General features: G+C 35.6%; 8 protein-coding genes. 6 read left to right on the forward strand and 2 right to left on the reverse strand.

The genetic code is table 11. The features are described 5' to 3' along the window. Nucleotides 1-250 precede the first annotated feature (250 nt). The 3 genes from IC221_RS23055 (at nucleotide 251) to IC221_RS23065 (ending at nucleotide 8,116) form a co-directional block, all read left to right on the forward strand. A complete protein-coding gene (locus tag IC221_RS23055) occupies nucleotides 251-655 on the forward strand; it encodes a hypothetical protein (protein ID WP_188171205.1) in 405 nt (134 codons plus the stop codon). Between the two features lie 405 nt (nucleotides 656-1,060). Beyond that, nucleotides 1,061-5,923, forward strand: a complete 4,863-nt coding sequence (locus IC221_RS23060) for a LamG-like jellyroll fold domain-containing protein (protein ID WP_188171206.1) — start codon at nucleotides 1,061-1,063, stop codon at nucleotides 5,921-5,923. Nucleotides 5,924-6,100: 177 nt separating this feature from the next. Beyond that, nucleotides 6,101-8,116 carry a sulfatase gene (locus IC221_RS23065; RefSeq protein WP_188171207.1) on the forward strand — a complete coding sequence of 672 codons (2,016 nt, stop codon included), beginning with the start codon at nucleotides 6,101-6,103 and terminating at the stop codon, nucleotides 8,114-8,116. Nucleotides 8,117-8,253: 137 nt separating this feature from the next. On the opposite strand, the gene IC221_RS23070 is transcribed toward IC221_RS23065, so the two are convergent. Continuing rightward, nucleotides 8,254-8,631, reverse strand: coding sequence for a PH domain-containing protein (locus IC221_RS23070; protein ID WP_188171208.1), 378 nt, complete (start codon nucleotides 8,629-8,631; stop codon nucleotides 8,254-8,256). 451 nt (nucleotides 8,632-9,082) lie between these two features. Between IC221_RS23070 and IC221_RS23075 the strand changes: the two genes are divergently transcribed. The 3 genes from IC221_RS23075 (at nucleotide 9,083) to IC221_RS23085 (ending at nucleotide 18,707) form a co-directional block, all read left to right on the forward strand. Next, nucleotides 9,083-13,336 carry a fibronectin type III domain-containing protein gene (locus IC221_RS23075; RefSeq protein ID WP_188171209.1) on the forward strand — a complete coding sequence of 1,418 codons (4,254 nt, stop codon included), beginning with the start codon at nucleotides 9,083-9,085 and terminating at the stop codon, nucleotides 13,334-13,336. A gap of 460 nt (nucleotides 13,337-13,796) precedes the next feature. Further along, nucleotides 13,797-16,058, forward strand: coding sequence for a GH92 family glycosyl hydrolase (locus IC221_RS23080; protein ID WP_188171210.1), 2,262 nt, complete (start codon nucleotides 13,797-13,799; stop codon nucleotides 16,056-16,058). Nucleotides 16,059-16,652: 594 nt separating this feature from the next. Continuing rightward, the gene (locus IC221_RS23085; protein WP_188171211.1) at nucleotides 16,653-18,707 is read left to right on the forward strand and encodes a fibronectin type III domain-containing protein; all 2,055 of its coding nucleotides are present in this window, start codon (nucleotides 16,653-16,655) and stop codon (nucleotides 18,705-18,707) included. Between the two features lie 71 nt (nucleotides 18,708-18,778). On the opposite strand, the gene IC221_RS23090 is transcribed toward IC221_RS23085, so the two are convergent. After that, the gene (locus IC221_RS23090) at nucleotides 18,779-19,036 is read right to left on the reverse strand and encodes a hypothetical protein (RefSeq protein ID WP_188171212.1); all 258 of its coding nucleotides are present in this window, start codon (nucleotides 19,034-19,036) and stop codon (nucleotides 18,779-18,781) included. Nucleotides 19,037-19,471: the final 435 nt, after the last annotated feature.

Consider the following 19,471-nt stretch of genomic DNA (forward strand, 5'->3'; position numbering starts at 1 on the left):
GTAATTAAATATCTCCTTTCAGACTTTTATTTCTAAATGCAATACGAAATATTAAGATCTATTTTTAAATAGCTTCTCAGAAAAAAAAGTATTTTTATACGATTATAACTATGGATTTGAACTAAAGGACTTAATAGAAAGCGATAAATCAATTAAAGTATTAACTGAGAATAACGAAAAAATCGCTTATTATTATTTTGATAATGCATGGATTCATTTTTTTTATTTAAATAAAAATGGAACAATTTCATTGAGATTAAACTACGTAAATGATCATCTTGAGTTATACTATAAACTTATTGAAATTGCGAAAAAATTAGATCTCTGTTTAATTGGTGAAGAAGTATTATTATTCGTACCTGATTATGGTATTTTATATGATCCGGAAGACCCTGAAGAATCAATTTCATACGAAATTTTGGTTGATGAGTTGGAGGAGAAGTTAAACAATGGTTACAATTCAATTGTTGAAATTATAAATTCAATTATTGAAGATAAAAAAGCTGAAGAGTTAAATACTAATCAGTTTAAAGGTAGAATTGAAAATTTTAATTCAAGTTACACACCGAAAACTAAAAAAGATGAAATGAATTATACAAAACATATTGTCATTTTTGGAATTGTATTACTCATTACATATTTCTTTGTAATATAATTTGTCACTATAAAACACTATACTATAATTAGGTCTAAGCTTGGTCCTCAGACCCAAAAATTAAGCCCAAGTTGAACAAAGGTGTTGATAATCATGCATTGCTAATTTGGAAATTATGAGGAACTTTTCGATTACTCGGAAGGTTTTTTGTTGTAGATTTTTTCTCCATTAACATCAAAAAACACTAGCAAAAGCTTATCGAAGAATTCAATCGGTAAGCCTTATGAGGGAAAGCTATAGAGAAATAATCAATTTTATGAAGAGTTATATTTTTATTAAAACCCATTAATTTCTCCGATTAATCCCTATTTAATATAAAATTAAGGCCCGTAAATAATTTTGATACCAAACAAAATAGGAAATGAATTGAATTAATAATTCGATCGAAAACTATACGAAATGAGTATGAACTATTTACTACTTAATTTACAAACTAGAAGGGTTAAACTTCTCTTTTTATGCTGTGTATTGATCACCAATATTGGTTTTGGTCAAAACATTTTCCAACATCTATCCACTCATGATACATCAACAATTAAAGTGGATGAAACCAATTTTGTAACAGAATGGATCGATTTGTCTGGAAACGAAAACCATGCTATACCGTATTTCGGTAGTGCCATTTACCCTTCCGCTAACGCCTCTTTTTCCAATCAATATGGGATTGATTTTGGAGCCTACGTTAATCCTGAAATTGATAAAGACCGTTCGGGTTTACAATTACTACCCGTTGAAAAGGGAGCGGAACTTTTTGATTTTATAGGAGCTGCAAGTGCCAAAACAGGTTTTAGTGTTTTGGTCTCTTTTGAAGTCAACAAATACCACAACAATTGGAGTGATTTGATCGGTAATACTTCCAATAATAGCAATAATGGTTTTGGAATCCGTTACGGTGAGCAAGGAGAATTTCAGATTTATTTAGGTGGTCAGACTTTGAATGTACCAGGTGCAAAAGCATTACTCAACCATTCGGTAGTGGTGGCTTGTAATTATGACGCAGAGAGTGGAATACTTACTTTCTGGGATTCCCAAAACCTACTGTCTCACACGTTGACTGTACCAAAAGATAACTTCAATTTTGATCATTTATACTTGGGTACATTTACCAATGGCAACCGACAAGTCAATGGAATGGTGGGAGAAGTGAAAATTTTTGACGAAGCACTTTCTACTGAAGAATTTATATACGAATACACTAAAATGCGTGACCTATGGCATCGTTTTATCTTGCCTGTGGAAGTTATTGGTGCAGAAAACTTGGTGGAACTGCGTTCTTTTACACTCACTCAAAATGAAGTGGACGCCACGCAAAAGTTATGGATGCAGATCAATAATTTGAGCTATGAAAATAAAGTTTCCATCAAAGTAAATGATAGAGCATGGTACGACTTGAATCATGCATCTGTAGAAATGCCAATTCAAGAGAAGGCAAGAGGAGGCATGCAACATGGTGGTTACAATACCATCAGAGTGGCCATTCCAGCGGTAGGCTTCAAGGCAGGTGTCAATACAGTGTATTTTAGGTTTAATCATTCCGATGCGATTTCAAATGGCTTTCGTGTAGTGAAATTCAATTTATTAGATGAGTTTAAAGAAAATATTCTTTCAGAGGATTTCTTTTATGATGATGACCCTGAATTGTGGGTAGGGCCGTATACTGATGATAAATCTATCAAAGAAGGTGAAGAATTATGGAGGGAAGGAGCTTTGTGGTCCAATTACTTAAAAGAAGATACAAAAGGTTTTTGGTACGGTTACGAGTTGTTGCCACATGCTCCAATTCAAGCCAAATGTGCAGATTGCCATACACAAGATGGTAGAGATTTAGAGCTGTTTTCTTATTCCAATAAATCGATTATTGAGCGATCAGTTTTTCATAATTTAACGGAAGATGAAGGACGAAAAGTAGCATCTTATATCCGATCATTAAAAGATAAATACGAAAATGTAAACCGTCATGGACGACCTTGGAATCCGCCGTATCAGCCTGGACCAGCCTTGAAAGACAAACCCATTGAATATTGGGCGGCAGGAGCTGGACTAGAAGCGGTATTAGAAAAAGACGAAGACATGCTACCTTATATGTTTCCGAATGGCGTAAATGAGGAGACAGTTAAGGACTATTTTGACCAAGATAAAGGAGAAGACCGTACAGTTTTACCTTTAGCACTTCAGTTTCCGGATTGGAAGCATTGGCTTCCAATGGTACACCCTAAAGATGCTTTCACAAAAGGGACTTTTTATGAAGAAACTTATAAAGATAGAACGCCATATAAAAACAGTCAGGAAAGTCTGCTAAACCCTGAAAAAGGAATTGAAATCATCAGAGATAAAATTGCCGAATTACCAAAAAAAAGTGATGGTGTTACAGTGGATATGAATGTGCTTACGGAAGAACAATTGGCTGATTTTCGTTATGCTCACGAAGTTTTTCGTTATAATTTCCGTTTCTTCCAATCACAAGGGGGCGGACAAACTAAACACTGGCGATCAACAAAAGGAAATGGATTAGACGCCTTAGATGATAATGTGGCACAAGAGTTTGCAGGTACAAGTTTAGCCCGTTTGATGGCGGTTAAAAACTTTGAAATCATGCAGGAATTCAATCTACAAGATCAAGCAGAAGATTATATTTTAGGAGAAGATCACCCAACATCAAGACAGTGGTTTCATGGACTTTCAAAACACGTTTTTGAGGTGCCCGCACATATTACAGGCTGTGTAGATGGGAACTGTCAAACGTTTGGTGATCAACCCGAAGAAACGGGACAATATGAATCGACAGTTTGGTATCATCTTCAAGCCGTTCTGGCAGGGGGTGAAGGACAACAATGGTGGAATGGTCCGGTGGATTATAACTATCAACCTATGTTCATACTTCGCAGTTCTCAGTCCTCTAATTTATATCAACCTTTAAGATACTATCACTCGTTGAGTACTTTGTACAAAACAAAAACGTGGTCAGGTGATCTTACACCTAACGATGGGATGGGCTTTAGAATCAGAGTACAGGGGCCTTGGTATTTCTTTGGAAAAGAAGGAGATGGTGGAAAGAATAACTTCCATGGTTTTGAATCGGGATTTTGGCCTGGTTTACTGGATGATATTCAGCCGGGTATGACTAAACTCTTTTTAGATGCCCAATTGAGAGAATTTTTAAAAGCCGTTAGAAAACATGATATCGCAACTTGGGATCGATGGGAAGAAGGAATGAACGGTTCGAATGTGTTGGACCCTATCGAAAAGTCTGAAGTTTGGGATGTCACCTTATCCAATGATGAACTCTCTGATGGTAGTGAAGACGAAATAGGTGCTCCACTTTGGGCAGATCATATGTATTGGGTGATTGGGGAGTCGATCAAGTTTGGGGTAGATTGTGAAATCATCAGAGATTTAATCGCATGGAGTGAAGAAGCTTGGCCAAATATTGATTGGTCATTTGAAATTAAGCCTCAATTGAAATTAAAACTCAATGATAATGCAACTTTTTTCAGTGAGGTACAATACATAGAAGCTATTGTTTCCACCGAAGGAGAAACAGCCTCACAATTTGAGTGGTGGATCAATGGAGAAATTATATCTGAGACGACTTCAAAGTTAGAAACTACACTATTATCTCCAGGAGATGTCGTAGTTTGTAAGGCTATATCTTCTTCAGAATGTCTTGATTTTTATACTGCTTCAGATACATTGGGATTGCCGGGTGATTTAAATATTCAGATGAGAATCAATGAGGAAGAGTGGCAAACTCCTCAAGATATTTGGGCTTGTGAAGGAGATCAATTAGAGATGAAAATCGGACTTGAAATTGCTCCAATCATGTGGTTAGATGCTGCAGCAATAGAGGAGTTAAAGGAAGGAGATAGAATTACAACATGGAAAGACCAATCTCAAAATGGCAATGATGCTATTGCTATCAATAGTAGTATTGCCCCTGTTTACAGCAGCAACGCCATGAATGGTTTGCCTGCTCTGGCTTTTGGAAAAGAAGAAAACGAAACCAACAGCCTACGATTATTCCCATCGAGTAAAACGACTTTCTTGGAAGAGGATTTTACGGTCATAATGGTCCATCAAATTGATCCTGTAAGTGTGTGGACCAATACTATTTGTAATAAAAACAGTACTGATGGAGATGGTATTTATTTTAGAGTTTCCGATTCTGGCAAATTTGCCATTGGCGGAGGAAGCAAAACACTTTCAAGCTCAGCTTATGGTTTACCTTACAGCAGCATCAGTACTTTTACCCGAAAAGAGGACGTTATGGCAATGTATACAAATGGGGCAAAAGAATTTGATTTACAGTTGGAAGCCAATGAGAAATTGAGCAATAATGACGATTTATTTTTAGGGCAATACAGTAGTTCTCCGAATCAAAATAGACACCACAAAGGGTATATTGCTGAGATCATTGTTTTTGATAAAAAGTTGTCTCAAAGCGAACAAGAATTAATCGAGGGCTATTTGGCCCATAAGTGGGGATTGGTGGAGCAGCTTACTTCCGTAAGTAACTTCAAGTTTTCGTCTCCTCTTGAAATGACAGTTCAATCCCCTACAGGACAAGATTATTTTTTCAATCAGTTAAAGAGAACATTTTCTTATCCATTAAACAACGAAGAAAGCTTTGGAACATTTAAAATGATTTCAGAATTCAGTAGTAATGAAGGAGTTGATTTCAATATCAATTGGTCAAATAATTATTTTGAACAATACGAAGCCTCTTATAAAATAGATGCTGATTTGGTACAATTAGGAAATACAATTGAGGTGACTGAGGGAAGTGATATTACTTTAATGCCAAATAGTAGTACATCGGAAGATTATTTTTGGACCTCTCCTTCAGGGGTTCGTTACCCGAGTAATGAAAACCCAGTTTGGACTGCATCTTTAGAACACGAAAATAATGGCATTTGGACATTAGAGGTTCTAGGTGATTTTTGTGAAAATGTAGAGAATACTGTTCAAATCACAGTCACTACAGTAGAGAAAATAGATGATAATAACGGTAATGTAACTGCTGTAGATATTGACGAAACAAATATCACAGTGTATCCTAATCCATCTGATCAAGCGTTTACCGTCAAATCTTCAGCATTAAACATCAAAAAAATTCAAGTAAATAACTATCTTGGATTACCACTCAAAACATTTGATGTCAATAATAAGTCCATAACCATAGACTTAAAGGAATTGAATAGTGGTATTTTCTTGCTGAAGATAGAGTTGGATAATGGTACAATTCTGTATCATAAAATCATTAAACAGTAATAATTTTTCATAGACCAAGCCCTCATTTTTCTTAATAGAAGGCTATTAAGGTACAATTAATATATAATTAGCCTACTTCTTACACTTTTGTAAAGGCATCAAGCACTTCTTCAATGTGCAAGGAAAACATTGAAGAAGTGTTGCTTTCAAAAACGATTTTTTAAAGAATAATTAGAGATGAAAAGAATTATAATAACGATCTTAACTTACCTCGTTGGTGTTACGTTTGTAAGTGCTTCTTCCAATCCCGAAGAAAATAAAAGCAACGCAAAGAAAAAGAAACCCAACATTGTCATTTTCTTTACGGATGATTTGGGCTACGGAGACTTATCAGTCAACGGAGGTTTAACGCCAACACCCAACATTGATAAAATATTTAATACAGGTACCACTTTCACCAATTACAATACACATTGTGTTTGCTCTCCTTCAAGAGCAGGAATGTTGACGGCGAAGCATTATGTGAAGACCAACTCAGGCCCTAAAACAGGCGGAGAATTGTCTACAGATGAAGTGACAATGCCGGAGACTTTACAGGAAAATGGCTATGTTACTGGTGCATTTGGTAAATGGCATAATGGAGCACCCACTTCTTATGGCGGAAATGAGAAGAAAGGAAGCAAGAAATTTCAATTAGGAGCAGGTGTAAATGCTCATGGTTTTGACCGTTTCGTAGGTTACTACGGAGGTGGTGGTAATTACTTCACACGTATGTCGAATGTATATGCACAAGTATCATGGTACCATGACAAAACCAACCGTCCGGATGAAAAGGGCTATACTACGGATCTGATTACAAAATATGCTTTAGAGTTTATTGAGAAGAATAAAGACGAACAATTCTTATGTTATATTCCTCACGAAGCCATGCACAATCCTTTAAACGCAAAGTACGAGGACATATTAAGAGTACCCGAAGCAGTGAAGCAAGGAACAGCTTTATTGTCAGAAGAAAAGTATAAAAACTATTTTAAAGGAAGTAAGGCTTGGATGAAAATGTCCGATGAGCAAAAACAAATTGTACGTTCAGCTATGTTGCTCAGTTTGGATGATGCCGTAGGAGAAGTAGTGGCTTACCTTGAAAAAGAAGGTCTATTGGACAATACGATTGTTATTTTCACCTCTGATAACGGAGCTACTCCAGAGGGAAATAACTTACCATTTAGAGGTCATAAACATACAATTTATGAAGGTGGTATCCACGTACCTATGGGTATGATGTGGGAAAATGGAGGAATGAACAAAGGTGAAAAATATACGGGAGATTTCAATTATCTTGATATTTATCCTACACTTACGGCAATGGTTGGAGCGAAGCGTGATCAATCAGTAGAGATTGATGGACGAGATTTGTCGAAAGAAATCATGGGAAATAAAGCACATGATAATATGGTGCAACAGTGGGTTTGGACTGGTGAAGGGGCCGTAAAAGAAGGTAATTGGAAATTGATTTATAATCCATTGGAAATCCAACTATACGATTTAAGTACTGACTTAAAAGAAGAAAATAATCTTGCAGAGAAGCACCCTGAGAAAGTTGAAAAAATGAAGCAGTTGCACCTCGACTTTTTGAGAGCAAACAATATTAATCCTTCTTACTTACCTCCTTCATACCTTCCTAGTGCATCACAAAAAGCTGCTCCACAAGGTGAAGTATTAGAGTTTTACGTAGATCAGGCAGTGCCAATTAAAAGCGGAAAAGATGTGATGCGTTTTGCATTTGCCAACGGTTATGACAAAATGAAATATACTATTGAGCCAGGAGATGTTGTGGAATACGATATTATGGTGGCAGAAGATGGACTCAATGAAGGCTTCTTCTATTCACCAACCAGCACATGGAAATTGCTTTTTGCAAAATCAGGCTATGACCAATATGGAAGATACCAAAAGAAAGGACCGGGAGTAAAAGAAGGAAAAGGTGTTTGGGAGCATAGAGTAGTAGGAATCGGTGAAGCAACACCTCAGAAATTGTCCTACAACATGATGTCATTTATGGGAAGAAAAACAGGCGTTTACCATTTTTACATTGACAACCTTATTGCGAGAAAAGCAGATGGTACAGTAATAGAGCTTTGGACGAGTGGAAAACATACCATCAAAAGATGGAAAGAAGCTCCTTTTATGAAAAACTATAAAGAAAACATCTTTAAAAAAGTAGAAATCAAAACGGTAAAATTAGACCAGATCTAATAAGTTTTACATTCGCCCATGCTCAAAACATGGACGAATGATGAAGAAATACCCTTCACAAATATCGTATATTATATTGCTTAGAACAGTCAGGAACGGCTTCGAAACGGAGTCTGCCTTGGCTGTTTTTTTGGCATTTATTTGCAGACGTTTTTCGCTAAAGTTTTTTGAAGAGAAACAACATCTACTCCGCTGCTCAACTCATATTGAAGAGGTTCACCTTGACCCGATAACCAAATTTTAAGCTCAGCATCGGAATCAAAATTACCTGCAGTTTCTACCAAAAATTGAGTGATAGATTTATAAGGAATAGAATGATACTCTTTTTTCTTGCCTGTTAAACCTTGTACATCCAAGACGATTAGTCTTTTGTTGGTAAATACCCACTTGTCTCTAAAGATTTTGAAAGCCGCTTCTACGGTCTCCCCATCATATATTACATCTGCGAAGTCAGCTTCTAGATCTTCAGCATTAAGTTCAGAGGCGTTGCCTGTTAAATTGGAGAAAAATCCCATTGTATTTAATAGTTAAAATTTGCATTAAAAAAACAGATAGCAAAACACTACGATTTACGATCTGTATTTAAATATACTAAAAGTATGATATTATAAATTAAATGATCCAATGTTTTAACCTAGAAAACCAGTATGGTATTCTCCTGTTTTTCACAATTATCTACCAAAAACTAAAATTTAATTTCATCTCTTTTTTAGTCCTAACCCCCTTAATAAGGCAGGATTAAGGATTAATTAATGATTAATTAGTGTATACCATACATTTTTGTATCAAGTACTTCTACAAATACAAGGAGTCATTTTTTAATAGAAATTCAACAGAAGTAGTTGACTGATAGGGTTGATTTGGAAAGGAATGAAATAAGTGAATTGACCGACATCAAACACATAGAGCAATTTTTTTGAATCGTCAAATGATCAATTATTTCTGAGTAAAACAATATGTAATGATATGAAAAAACTTAGTACTTTACTCTTGGTTTTCTTTGTCATGATGCAAGCATCTTGGGCAAAAGATATTTATGTAAAGAGCACCGGAAACGATGATACGAATGACGGTAGTTCGGTAGAAACAGCAGTGCTTACGGTGAATAAAGCCTATGCTTTGGCAGAGTATGGAGATGTGATTATTATAGATGGAACAGTAGTAATTACGGAATCATTTGCCATCTCAAAAAGCATTACGCTAAAAGGTATCAATAACGGTACAATTGATGCTCAATCCACTACGAAGCATTTCAATATTGCCCTTTCTGATGTAGACGAAAGTCCTTATTTCAGAATGGAAAATATCAGCCTTATCAATGGTAATGGTGAGTACAACACACCCGGATCTTACAATATCGGTGGTGCCATCACTATAGCAGGTGGAACAGATGTACCAATAGAAATTGTGGATTGTGTTTTTGACAACAACTCTACACTGAATAATGGCGGTGCTGTAGCGGTAGACGGAGGTAAAGTAAACTTCATTGGTTGTCGCTTTACTAACAATAAGACATTGGGTGTATTGGATGATAGTAATATGGGTGGTGCCATTGCTTTGAGCCAAGATGCTGATGTGATGATCTCCAATTCTACATTCGAGAACAATACAAGTACGTGTGATGGTGGTGCTATTTTCTACAACTCCAACAATGCAATCATTAGTTTGAAAATCGCGAGATCTTATTTTTCTGGAAACACAGCTCAAAATAATGGTGGTGCCATTGGTTTTATTGCCAATAAAAATAACAGCTCTAGCGTTGAGATCATCAACTCTACTTTATATAACAACTCTGCTGATAATAATGGTGGAGCGATCAGTGTAGCTTCAAAAGGTGTGGGTACGTTGGTATTGACTAATACAACGGTATACAGCAACATTACAACGAAGAGTTTTGGTACAGCTGGTGGTATCAGAGTAAACGATGCAAACTTTGCAACAACACTCAATAACTCGTTGATTTTTGACAACTATTTCCCAAGTGGAGAAGATAAGATTGAATCAGATTTACAGGTGATTTCAGGAGTGACGGTCAATGCTTCAATTATTGGAGTGGTAAACGTTAATGAAGTAGATCTGTATACAATTGATGAAGTCTCGTTAGTAGGAAATAACAATAGCGGAAACAACATTAAAGATAAGGCAGAGCTCGCATTGATGCTTGATATGGAAAAAAAGGTAGTTACATTTGCGGATGATGCTGTAGCTGTTGGACTTGGTAAAGCAGAATACTTAACGGCAGATGCCAACGGTTATATTTTTGATCAATTAGGAAATATAAGACCTGTTTCAGATGGTAAAATTGATGTGGGAGCGTATCAAGTAAATGGAGTAAAGGTGACGGACCCTCTAGTGCCTGAAATTTCATCATCTAATATAACGGCGACTAGCTTTGATGTATCTTGGACAAGTGCTACAGATTTATTGAAGAACTATACGATCTATTTAGATGATGAATTTGAAGCAGAAACTTCAGAATTATCTTACCAGTTTTCAGGGTTAAATCCTTATCAAAATTATACTGTAAAAGTTGTAGCGACAGATGTTTTTGACAAAAGTACAGAAGCAACAAAGGAGGTAATGACAATTGACAATGTGAAACCAACTTTTACAGGTGAACTGTTATCGTCTGCCATTGGTGAAAATGCTTTTACAGTAACATGGCCTGTTGCAGTTGACAATGAATCAGGTTTGAAAGGCTATAAAGTGACATTGGGTGAGGAGAGTATGGAAGTGAGTGCTGCTACACAAATGTATACTTTCGAGGAATTAGAAGTGATGACAGGTTATATTGTAGTAGTAAGTGCTGTTGATAATTCAGGAAACGAAAGTGATGCACTTACATTGATGGTAACTACTATTGATGAGACTGCTCCTACTATTCCTACTGATGTTGCTGTAAACCAAATTGAATCCTACAGTGCAGTGGCTTCTTGGACAGCATCAATGGACAACCATTTAGTGGATCATTATATTATCAAATTGGGTGATCAAGATATTGTGACAGAGACAGCGGCCACAACATTTAAATTTGAGGAGTTGAGCCATTCTACAACGTATAAATTTACTGTAAGTGCCGTGGATGTCGCAGGTAATTTTTCTACTCCAAGTGAAGAAGTGACTTTCCAAACTATTATCCCAGTACCAAGTATTCCTGATGGAGTGAGTGTTGATGCTTCAGAAACATCAGCAGTAGTGACTTGGAATGCATCGAATCATATCTCAGCAGTAAGTTATGTAGTCCTGTTAGGTGAAGAAGAGTTCGAACCTACTTCTGAAACAACATTGACATTAACAGGATTGGATGAGAATACAGATTATGCAGTGAAAGTGAAAGCAATAGACGAAAGTGATGTTAGCTCTGAATATAGTGCTGAAGTTGCCTTTACTACATTATACTTTGCTCCAGATGTTCCTACAAGTGTTGCCGTAAGTCAAGTTGACAATACATCGGCAGTTGTGACTTGGGATGCCGTAGAACATGTAGTAGGTGTAAGCTATAGTGTGATGTTGGGAGATGAGGAATTCGAAACAACATCGACAACTTATACTTTGACAGACTTAACACCGAATACAGATTATGAGGTGAAAGTTAAAACAGTAGATGTGAATGATATGGCATCCGATTACAGTGATGCAACTTCTTTTACAACAACTTATGATGCACCAACTGCACCATCAAATATTTCGGTTAGTAATGTGATGAAGACTTCAGCAGTGCTATCATGGGATGCATTGGTTCATGAAGTAGGGGTAAGTTATACGGTGATGTTAGGAGATGATACATTTGAAACTTCTGCAACGACATTGACTTTATCAGACTTAACAGAAAACACGGCTTACGAAGTAAAAGTAAAATCAGTAGATATAAATGATAAGACCTCTGAATACAGTGATGCTGTGAGTTTTACAACTGACTATTCTGCACCTGCAGCCCCTCAGGATGTTACAGTAACTGAAATTGAAGAGACCACCGCAAAAGTAACTTGGACTGCTGTAGAACATTTCTTTGATGTAGTATACATTGTCATGCTAGGTGATGATGAGTTCGAAACTGAAAATACCACACTCACACTTTCCGATTTAACAGAGTATACTGATTATGCAGTAAGTGTGAAAGTGAAGGATGCGAATGATAAGTATTCTGAAATGAGTGAATCAAAAGCATTCAAAACTTCCTATTTTGCTCCAGAAATTCCATCAAATGTTGCCATTTCTAATGTAACAACAACTTCAGCGGAGGTATCATGGGACGCTGTAAATCATGTAGTCGGTGTCAGCTATAAAGTGATGCTAGGTGGTGAAATATTCGAAACTTCATCTACAACATTGACCTTATCTGACTTATCAGAAAATACCGCTTATGAGGTAAAAGTAATGACAGTAGATGAAAATGATATGACTTCTGATGAAAGTGATGCTGTGAGTTTCACTACAGATTACACTGCACCTGCTGCTCCTCAAAATGTAACGATTAGTGAAATCAAAGAAACTTTAGCAACAGTAACTTGGGAAACTGTAACTCATATTTTTGATGTAAAGTATATCGTTAAGTTAGGTGATGAAGAATTTGAAACTGAAAACACCACACTCACGCTTTCCGATTTAGCTGAGTATACTGATTATACAGTAAGTGTGAAAGTGAAGGATGCGAATGATAAGTATTCTGAAATGAGCGAATCAAAAGCATTTAAAACTTCTTATTTTGCCCCAGTAGCACCTTCAGATATCTTGGTTTCAGAGGTGACTCCAACATCAGCTACCGTATCTTGGACGGCAGTGTCACATGCTTTAGATGTCACTTATATTATCACGATTGGTGATAAAACGTTGACAACATCTTCGACTTCGTTCGTTTTAGAAGATTTATCTGAGGGTACATTGTATACTTTCACGGTGAAAACTATGAATAGCGAGGATGTGGGGTCAGAAGAAAGTGAGGAAAATTCTTTTACAACAGGAACTACCCCTCCAACAAGCGTTGATGGAGCATTAAGTGAATTTGTAAAAGCATTCCCAAATCCATCAAGTTCAGTGATGCAAATTCAATTACCTCAGGTGATGGAAGGAGAGTACTTTGTAAGCGACTTGAATGGTAAAAAAGTGCAAACAGGAAAAATTAATTCTAACCAATTCACTTTATCTCTTCCGTCAGGAATTTATATCCTGAATATCCTATCTAATGATCAATACCTTGTCAAAAAGGTCAGCTTTAGATAAAAATGAGTGAAGAAGGATAAAAAAGGGTTGAGGGGAAAAGGAATTAGAAATGTAGTAATCATTATGAAGACCTTTTAGTTCTCAACACTATCCATCTCAGTACAAAAAGTAATTATAGACTTCTGTAAAATATAATTATGGTTGGTGGTTCAAACTTAGTTTAAAGTGTAGCAATTACTTAATAGTACTTGAGTTAATAACATGGGTATTTTATCCTTCTTTCTCTTCATTCAAAATAATATTGTGGTGTGTGTAATTCTTTATGATAGTAATAAAAGCTATTCATTTTAAAAGAGCGATGTATCAATATCAGTTTTAAGCTCTATTTTTTACATAGTAATTGAGTATTTCAAGCGGTTATTTTGAAGACTTTATTACTAGGAATACCTGTTGAATGTTGATGAGAATCTAGTTGACAGTATACCGAATAGCTTACTATCATTTTTTTAGATTAAATGATATGAAGATTGACAAAAAAGTTATTGTTAATGGAATTCTATTTCTAACAATGCTTAGTTTTTTAAGCCTAAGCTTTCAAAATCAAAAAGAAGAAGACTTTGTAGATTATATTGACCCTACCATCGGAAATGTAGCTCCCTTTTTGGTACCTACGTATCCAACCTCCCATTTGCCTAACCAAATGCTCCGTACTTTTCCAATCAGAAAAGATTATTTATCAGACGAAATTAAAGCCTTTCCAATGCATGTTTTTATGCATAGAAATGCTGGTTTATTTCAAATTAAAGTAGGAAAATATACAGATGATTTTTCACTGCAAAATAAGGCAATGATTGTTGATCATGATTTAGAAAAATATCAGCCATGGCATTTCACATCTTATTTAATTGATGAAGATATCCGAGTAAGTTTTACACCCTCAAAAAAGTCAGGTATTTACAAGGTAGATTTTCCAAAGGGAAGTAATCAGTTGGTAATTAAAGGGAAAGGGGTTTTAAAAGTTGAGCAGATAGATGAAAATACTTACTACCTTCAAGAATCTATCACGAATAAACAAAGAGGAATTGGAGCTCAAAAATTGACAATGCAAGTGTATGCATACTTGAAAATTGTCAATCAAAAAAATCAACCCCAACCGCTCGAAAATATTGATACGGATGATGCTTTCTTATTGTTAAAATCAGAAAGCCCAAAAAAGAAAACGGTATACCTTAAATATGCTGTTTCTTATGTAAGTAAAGCTCAAGCCAAAGAAAACTTCGACCAAGAAATCAGTGCTAAAAGTTTTGATGAAGTGGTACAGGATGCTAAGTTGGAATGGCAGAAAGTCATCAACCAAATCAAGGTAAAAGGTGGAACGAAAGCCCAAAAAAGAACCTTTTATACTTCTCTTTACCGCACCTATGAAAGGATGGTGGACATCAATGAATATGGTACCTATTTTAATATCTACGATGGTAAATCACACTCTACTAATAGACCCTATTACGTTGACGATTGGGTGTGGGATACTTATAGAGCAACTCATCCTTTACGCACGATTCTAAATCCTAGACAGCAAGGTGATATGGTGAATTCCTATGTGAAAATGTATGAACACAGTGGTTGGATGCCTACTTTTCCTCAGGTTTTTGGTAATCACATGTGTATGAATTCCTATCATTCGTCATCCATTATTTTAGATGCGGTCAACAAAGGGATTGATAATTTTGATCATGAAAAAGCTTATGAAGGGATCAAGAAAAACCTTACTGAAGGTACTTTCTTACCTTGGAGGCAGGGACATCAGAAGGGGTATATTGATGATTTTTTCCTTACAAAAGGTTATTATCCAGCCTTGAAAATTGGAGAAAAAGATACCATTAAAAATGTAGATGATTTTGAAAAAAGACAACCTGTAGCAGTGACTTTGGGAGTGTCATTTGATTTTTGGGCTTTAGCAGGAATCGCAGAAAACTTGGGGAAAGAAAAAGAAGCTAAATACTTTTATGCTATATCAAAGAATTATAAGAATTTATGGAATGATCAATTGAAGCTCTTTATGCCCAAAGACAGTGATGGAAATTGGGTGAATATTGATCCTAAAAATGGAGGAGGACTAGGTTACAGAAATTATTTTGATGAAAATAATGCATGGACCTACGCTTGGGATGTACAACAGGATATTTCAGGTTTGATTGGTTTATTGGGAGGAAAAGAGAAAGCTGAAGCTCGCTTAGACCAACTATTCAGAGAGCCTTTAGGAATGCGAAAAGCCTCATTTTATCTCAACGGAGCCAACTCTACAGGAATGGTTGGTCAGTTTTCTATGGGAAATGAACCCTCTTTTCATATTCCTTACCTTTACAATCATTTCGGAGCCCCTTGGAAAACACAAAAGAAAACAAGGTTCCTGTTAGATACATGGTTCAAGGACAATATTTTTGGAATTCCTGGCGATGAAGATGGGGGAGGAATGACTGCTTTTGTGGTGATGACTTCTTTGGGCATTTACCCCGTTACACCAGGTTTACCATATTACGATATTACAAGCCCTATTTTCGAAAAATCATCCATAGAGCTACAAAATGGAAATACTTTTGTGATCATAGCCAAAGGAGCAAGTAAAGAAAATAAATACATTCAAAAAGCGTTTTTAAATGGAAAAGAGTTACGTAATCCTTTTATAAAACATGAAGATATAATGAAAGGAGGGAAATTGGAGTTGGTTTTAGATAAATTACCCAACAAAAAATGGGGTACCCAATGGAGTGGTTTGATGTAACGGAATCAGTACATTTCGGATGATCAGTGAGACATGAATGACACTTACGTTTAACATTCGTGCCAGTAGGATTTCTATCCAATTAGTTTGGTAATATGCCCTCGGCCTTGAAGGGGAAAGCGTTAAGAATTTCATGTATTGAGCCGTTAAAAATGATTTTGCTGTTTGAGCTTTAGCGAGTTTAAAATCATTTAGGCGAGAGAAATGGAATTTAGCTTTTGACTTCTAAGCCTAGATTTTTTGCTTCGTTTTTCATCAATGGAAAAATGAAGAAGAAGGAAGCTTGAAAGTAGATCCTATAAATGCTTACAGAAAGGCCTATTGAAAGTTGAAGATAATTTAGTTTACAATGCAGTACTATTCTAATCAATCTTATCATTGATTGACCACTTTTGAATTAAAAAATGCTTATTTTGATGTACATTACTTTTTTAATCAGAAATGCTCTCAAGCATATTTTTTAATAGAAATGGAGCGAATCAGCTTCAATTAACCCCAAATTAATGCTGTATTAGTGAAAATTTTGAGATGAAATTCAACTTTATACTCATTAATTGTACGTGATGAAATGAACTTAAAAACAGAAATTATTTTATGAAACGAAATATACTATTACTGTTCACTATGTTGCTCTCTTTCACGCATCTTTACGCTACAAAGGTCTACGTGAAGAGCGATGGAGATAACACAAACGACGGGACTACTTTAGCAACAGCGGTAGCGGATCTAAATACAGCCTATGATTTATCTTCCAATGAAGATTCTATTATTGTAGATGGAGCTTTGATGCATACACAAGCCTTTACCATAGAGAAAAATTTATATATCATTGGTCAAAATGATGCTGTTATAGATGCTGCCGGAGCCACGAAGTTTTTTAATTATAACAATACAGTAGAAGGGGCATTTCTCGAGGTGAAAAATATTACGTTCAGAAATGGTAATGGCCTTTTCATAGATCAAGAACAAGATGGAGGAGCAGTATTAATTGAAGGTACAGGAAGCGTAACAATAGAGCAATGTATTTTTGAGAATAACACCACGACAGCTGATGGTGGAGCGATTGCCGTAGCAATTGAAGGAAAAGCCAGTATTGTATCATGTCATCTAATAGGAAATGAAGGGTTTGGAGGAAAGAGTAACGGAGGTGCTTTGGTTGCCGGAAACGGTGGGAATACCTCCACTCTCAATATTTATGAGACACTTATCAAAGACAATAAATGTGATAGACACGGCGGAGCTATTTTCTTAAATGGCAAGGTCTTTTCTCATCTTAGAAATACTACAATTTATGGTAATAGAGCCGCTCTTCATGCCGGAGCTATTAATGTAGTTTCGGAAGAAATTTCATCAACACGTTTTGACAATGTAACGATTACCGCCAATGGCAACGTCAAATCAGTCACAAACGGAGGGGGTTTGAAGAGTACCAACTTCAACCATGATTTTATCATCAACAACTCTATAATTTTTGGAAATGTCAGTAAAGTGGATGCAGATGGAAATGGAGATCCGTCAGATATTAATTTTATAGATTATAATAAAGTAGAAATTAACTCCTCTATCATAGGGTATTTTGTGAGTGGAATGACAGAAGATGTTGTTACTGACAATAGAGTATTATATGGTGGGGAAGGATTAGATACTCCTCAATTACTATTAAATGAGATAGATGAGCGAGGTGTAGTCACTTTTGAAGCATCAAGTTTAGCGGCAGGTTATGGAGATCCATCATTATATTTACCTCACGAAGAACATGACTATATTATAGATCAGCTTGGAATGTTACGCTCAAAACTATCAACTTCCATTGACTTGGGTGCTTATCAACTCGATGGAAAGGTAAGTATTGAGCAAATCATGAATGACACAAATGCCCCAGAGGTCCCAGAGAATATACGTTTTAGTGAAGTCTTGGATATTGCATTGGAATTAGAATGGGATGCATCTATTGATGATGGAGGTATAGAATATTATACCGTTACAATTGACGATCAAGAACCAATCATTACCACTCTCACAAGCTATCGTTTTACAGGGTTACAGATGGACACGGAGTATAAATTCACCATTGTAGCTTACGATTATTCTGGTAAATCCTCGACTCCAGTTGAAATACTTCAAGCAACAGAAGGCCCCATTGTACCCCTTATTCCCTACAATCTAAAGGTCAATAATATCACTTCTACTTCTGCAACAATTTCATGGGAAATTGAAAAGCATAAAGGGCTAATTTATGAGATAAACGTATTTGGTCGTTGGTATCAAACGGAAGACTTGTCTTTTGACTTAGTGGGGTTATTACCTGAAAAAGAATACATCGTTGAGGTAAGGTCAATCACCAAAGAAGATCAGTTATCGTCAGAATACAGTGAGATTTTTACATTTACCACTTCATCAGGAATAATTGCTTCATTATCAGATGACGGTATTAGCATTAATGCCTACCCTAACCCTACATTTCAGACGATGAAAATTGAACTAGGCGTTAACGCCAACTCTTATGTAGTGTATAACCTGCTAGGTAATATTGTAAAGGAAAGCAAGGTGTTGGGTACATCTTTTGATCTGACCTTACCAAAGGGAATGTATGTTATTCAAGTCAATGCAGAAGGAAAGAGCCTTTCGAAGAAACTGATCTTCAACTAAAGAAACATTAAATCATCTGTACTATAATGCATAAGCCCCTGTAATAGTAAATAGCTATTATGGGGGTTCTTTTATGCCCTTAATAATGTAGATTCTTCTCCATATTTTGCATTCATAATGAGCCTTTCAATGGTCTCAATATCGCTCCACTCCCTAGAAGAGATCTTAAACTGTTTCTTCTTATCATCTGATTGGTAACATCTCAGAATCAAAGAATAATAAGTTCTACTCATTTTAACCTTATCGATATCAAAAGAATATTTTTGAGTCACGAATAATTTTTTCTTTTCAAAGATGAGTTGATCATTCTGAATTGAAATTTGACTCAAGTATATATATTTCTTTTTTATTAAATAAGAGGAAAGTAAAGAACCTCCAATAATACAAATTAAGAAATATGTAATTATTGAACTAAAAATTATATTAAAAACAAAAATTCCAACAATATTCATACCTGCAAGAAATGAACAAAGAAGATCTATGTTTTTAACATCATGGTTTGAATTTCGTTTGAAAACGTCCATAACTATTAAAAGTATATTTGTAGTAGAGTAAAAAATTCTGTTCTTTTATTTAGTGCTAACAGACTAAAAAGTAATCACTTTATGTCACCGTACTGATGGTCGCAAATTTACAAATAAAAAGATAATAACTTTAAATTGTACAATAATTAAATGCAATATTGCTATTTAATTTTTCAAAAATTAAGATTAACAATACGTACATCACTTTATTTGTATTATATAATTAAATCAACTACAGTG

Source organism: Flammeovirga sp. EKP202 (assembly GCF_014534745.1).
GTDB lineage: Bacteria > Bacteroidota > Bacteroidia > Cytophagales > Flammeovirgaceae > Flammeovirga.

Bases quoted from the DNA above. Each gene is read 5' to 3' on its own strand.
- IC221_RS23080 (WP_188171210.1), top strand. From the start codon at position 13,797: ATGAAGATTGACAAAAAAGTTATTGTTAATGGAATTCTATTTCTAACA.
- IC221_RS23065 (WP_188171207.1), top strand. From the start codon at position 6,101: ATGAAAAGAATTATAATAACGATCTTAACTTACCTCGTTGGTGTTACG.
- IC221_RS23070 (WP_188171208.1), bottom strand. From the start codon at position 8,631: ATGGGATTTTTCTCCAATTTAACAGGCAACGCCTCTGAACTTAATGCT.
- IC221_RS23060 (WP_188171206.1), top strand. From the start codon at position 1,061: ATGAACTATTTACTACTTAATTTACAAACTAGAAGGGTTAAACTTCTC.
- IC221_RS23075 (WP_188171209.1), top strand. From the start codon at position 9,083: ATGAAAAAACTTAGTACTTTACTCTTGGTTTTCTTTGTCATGATGCAA.
- IC221_RS23085 (WP_188171211.1), top strand. From the start codon at position 16,653: ATGAAACGAAATATACTATTACTGTTCACTATGTTGCTCTCTTTCACG.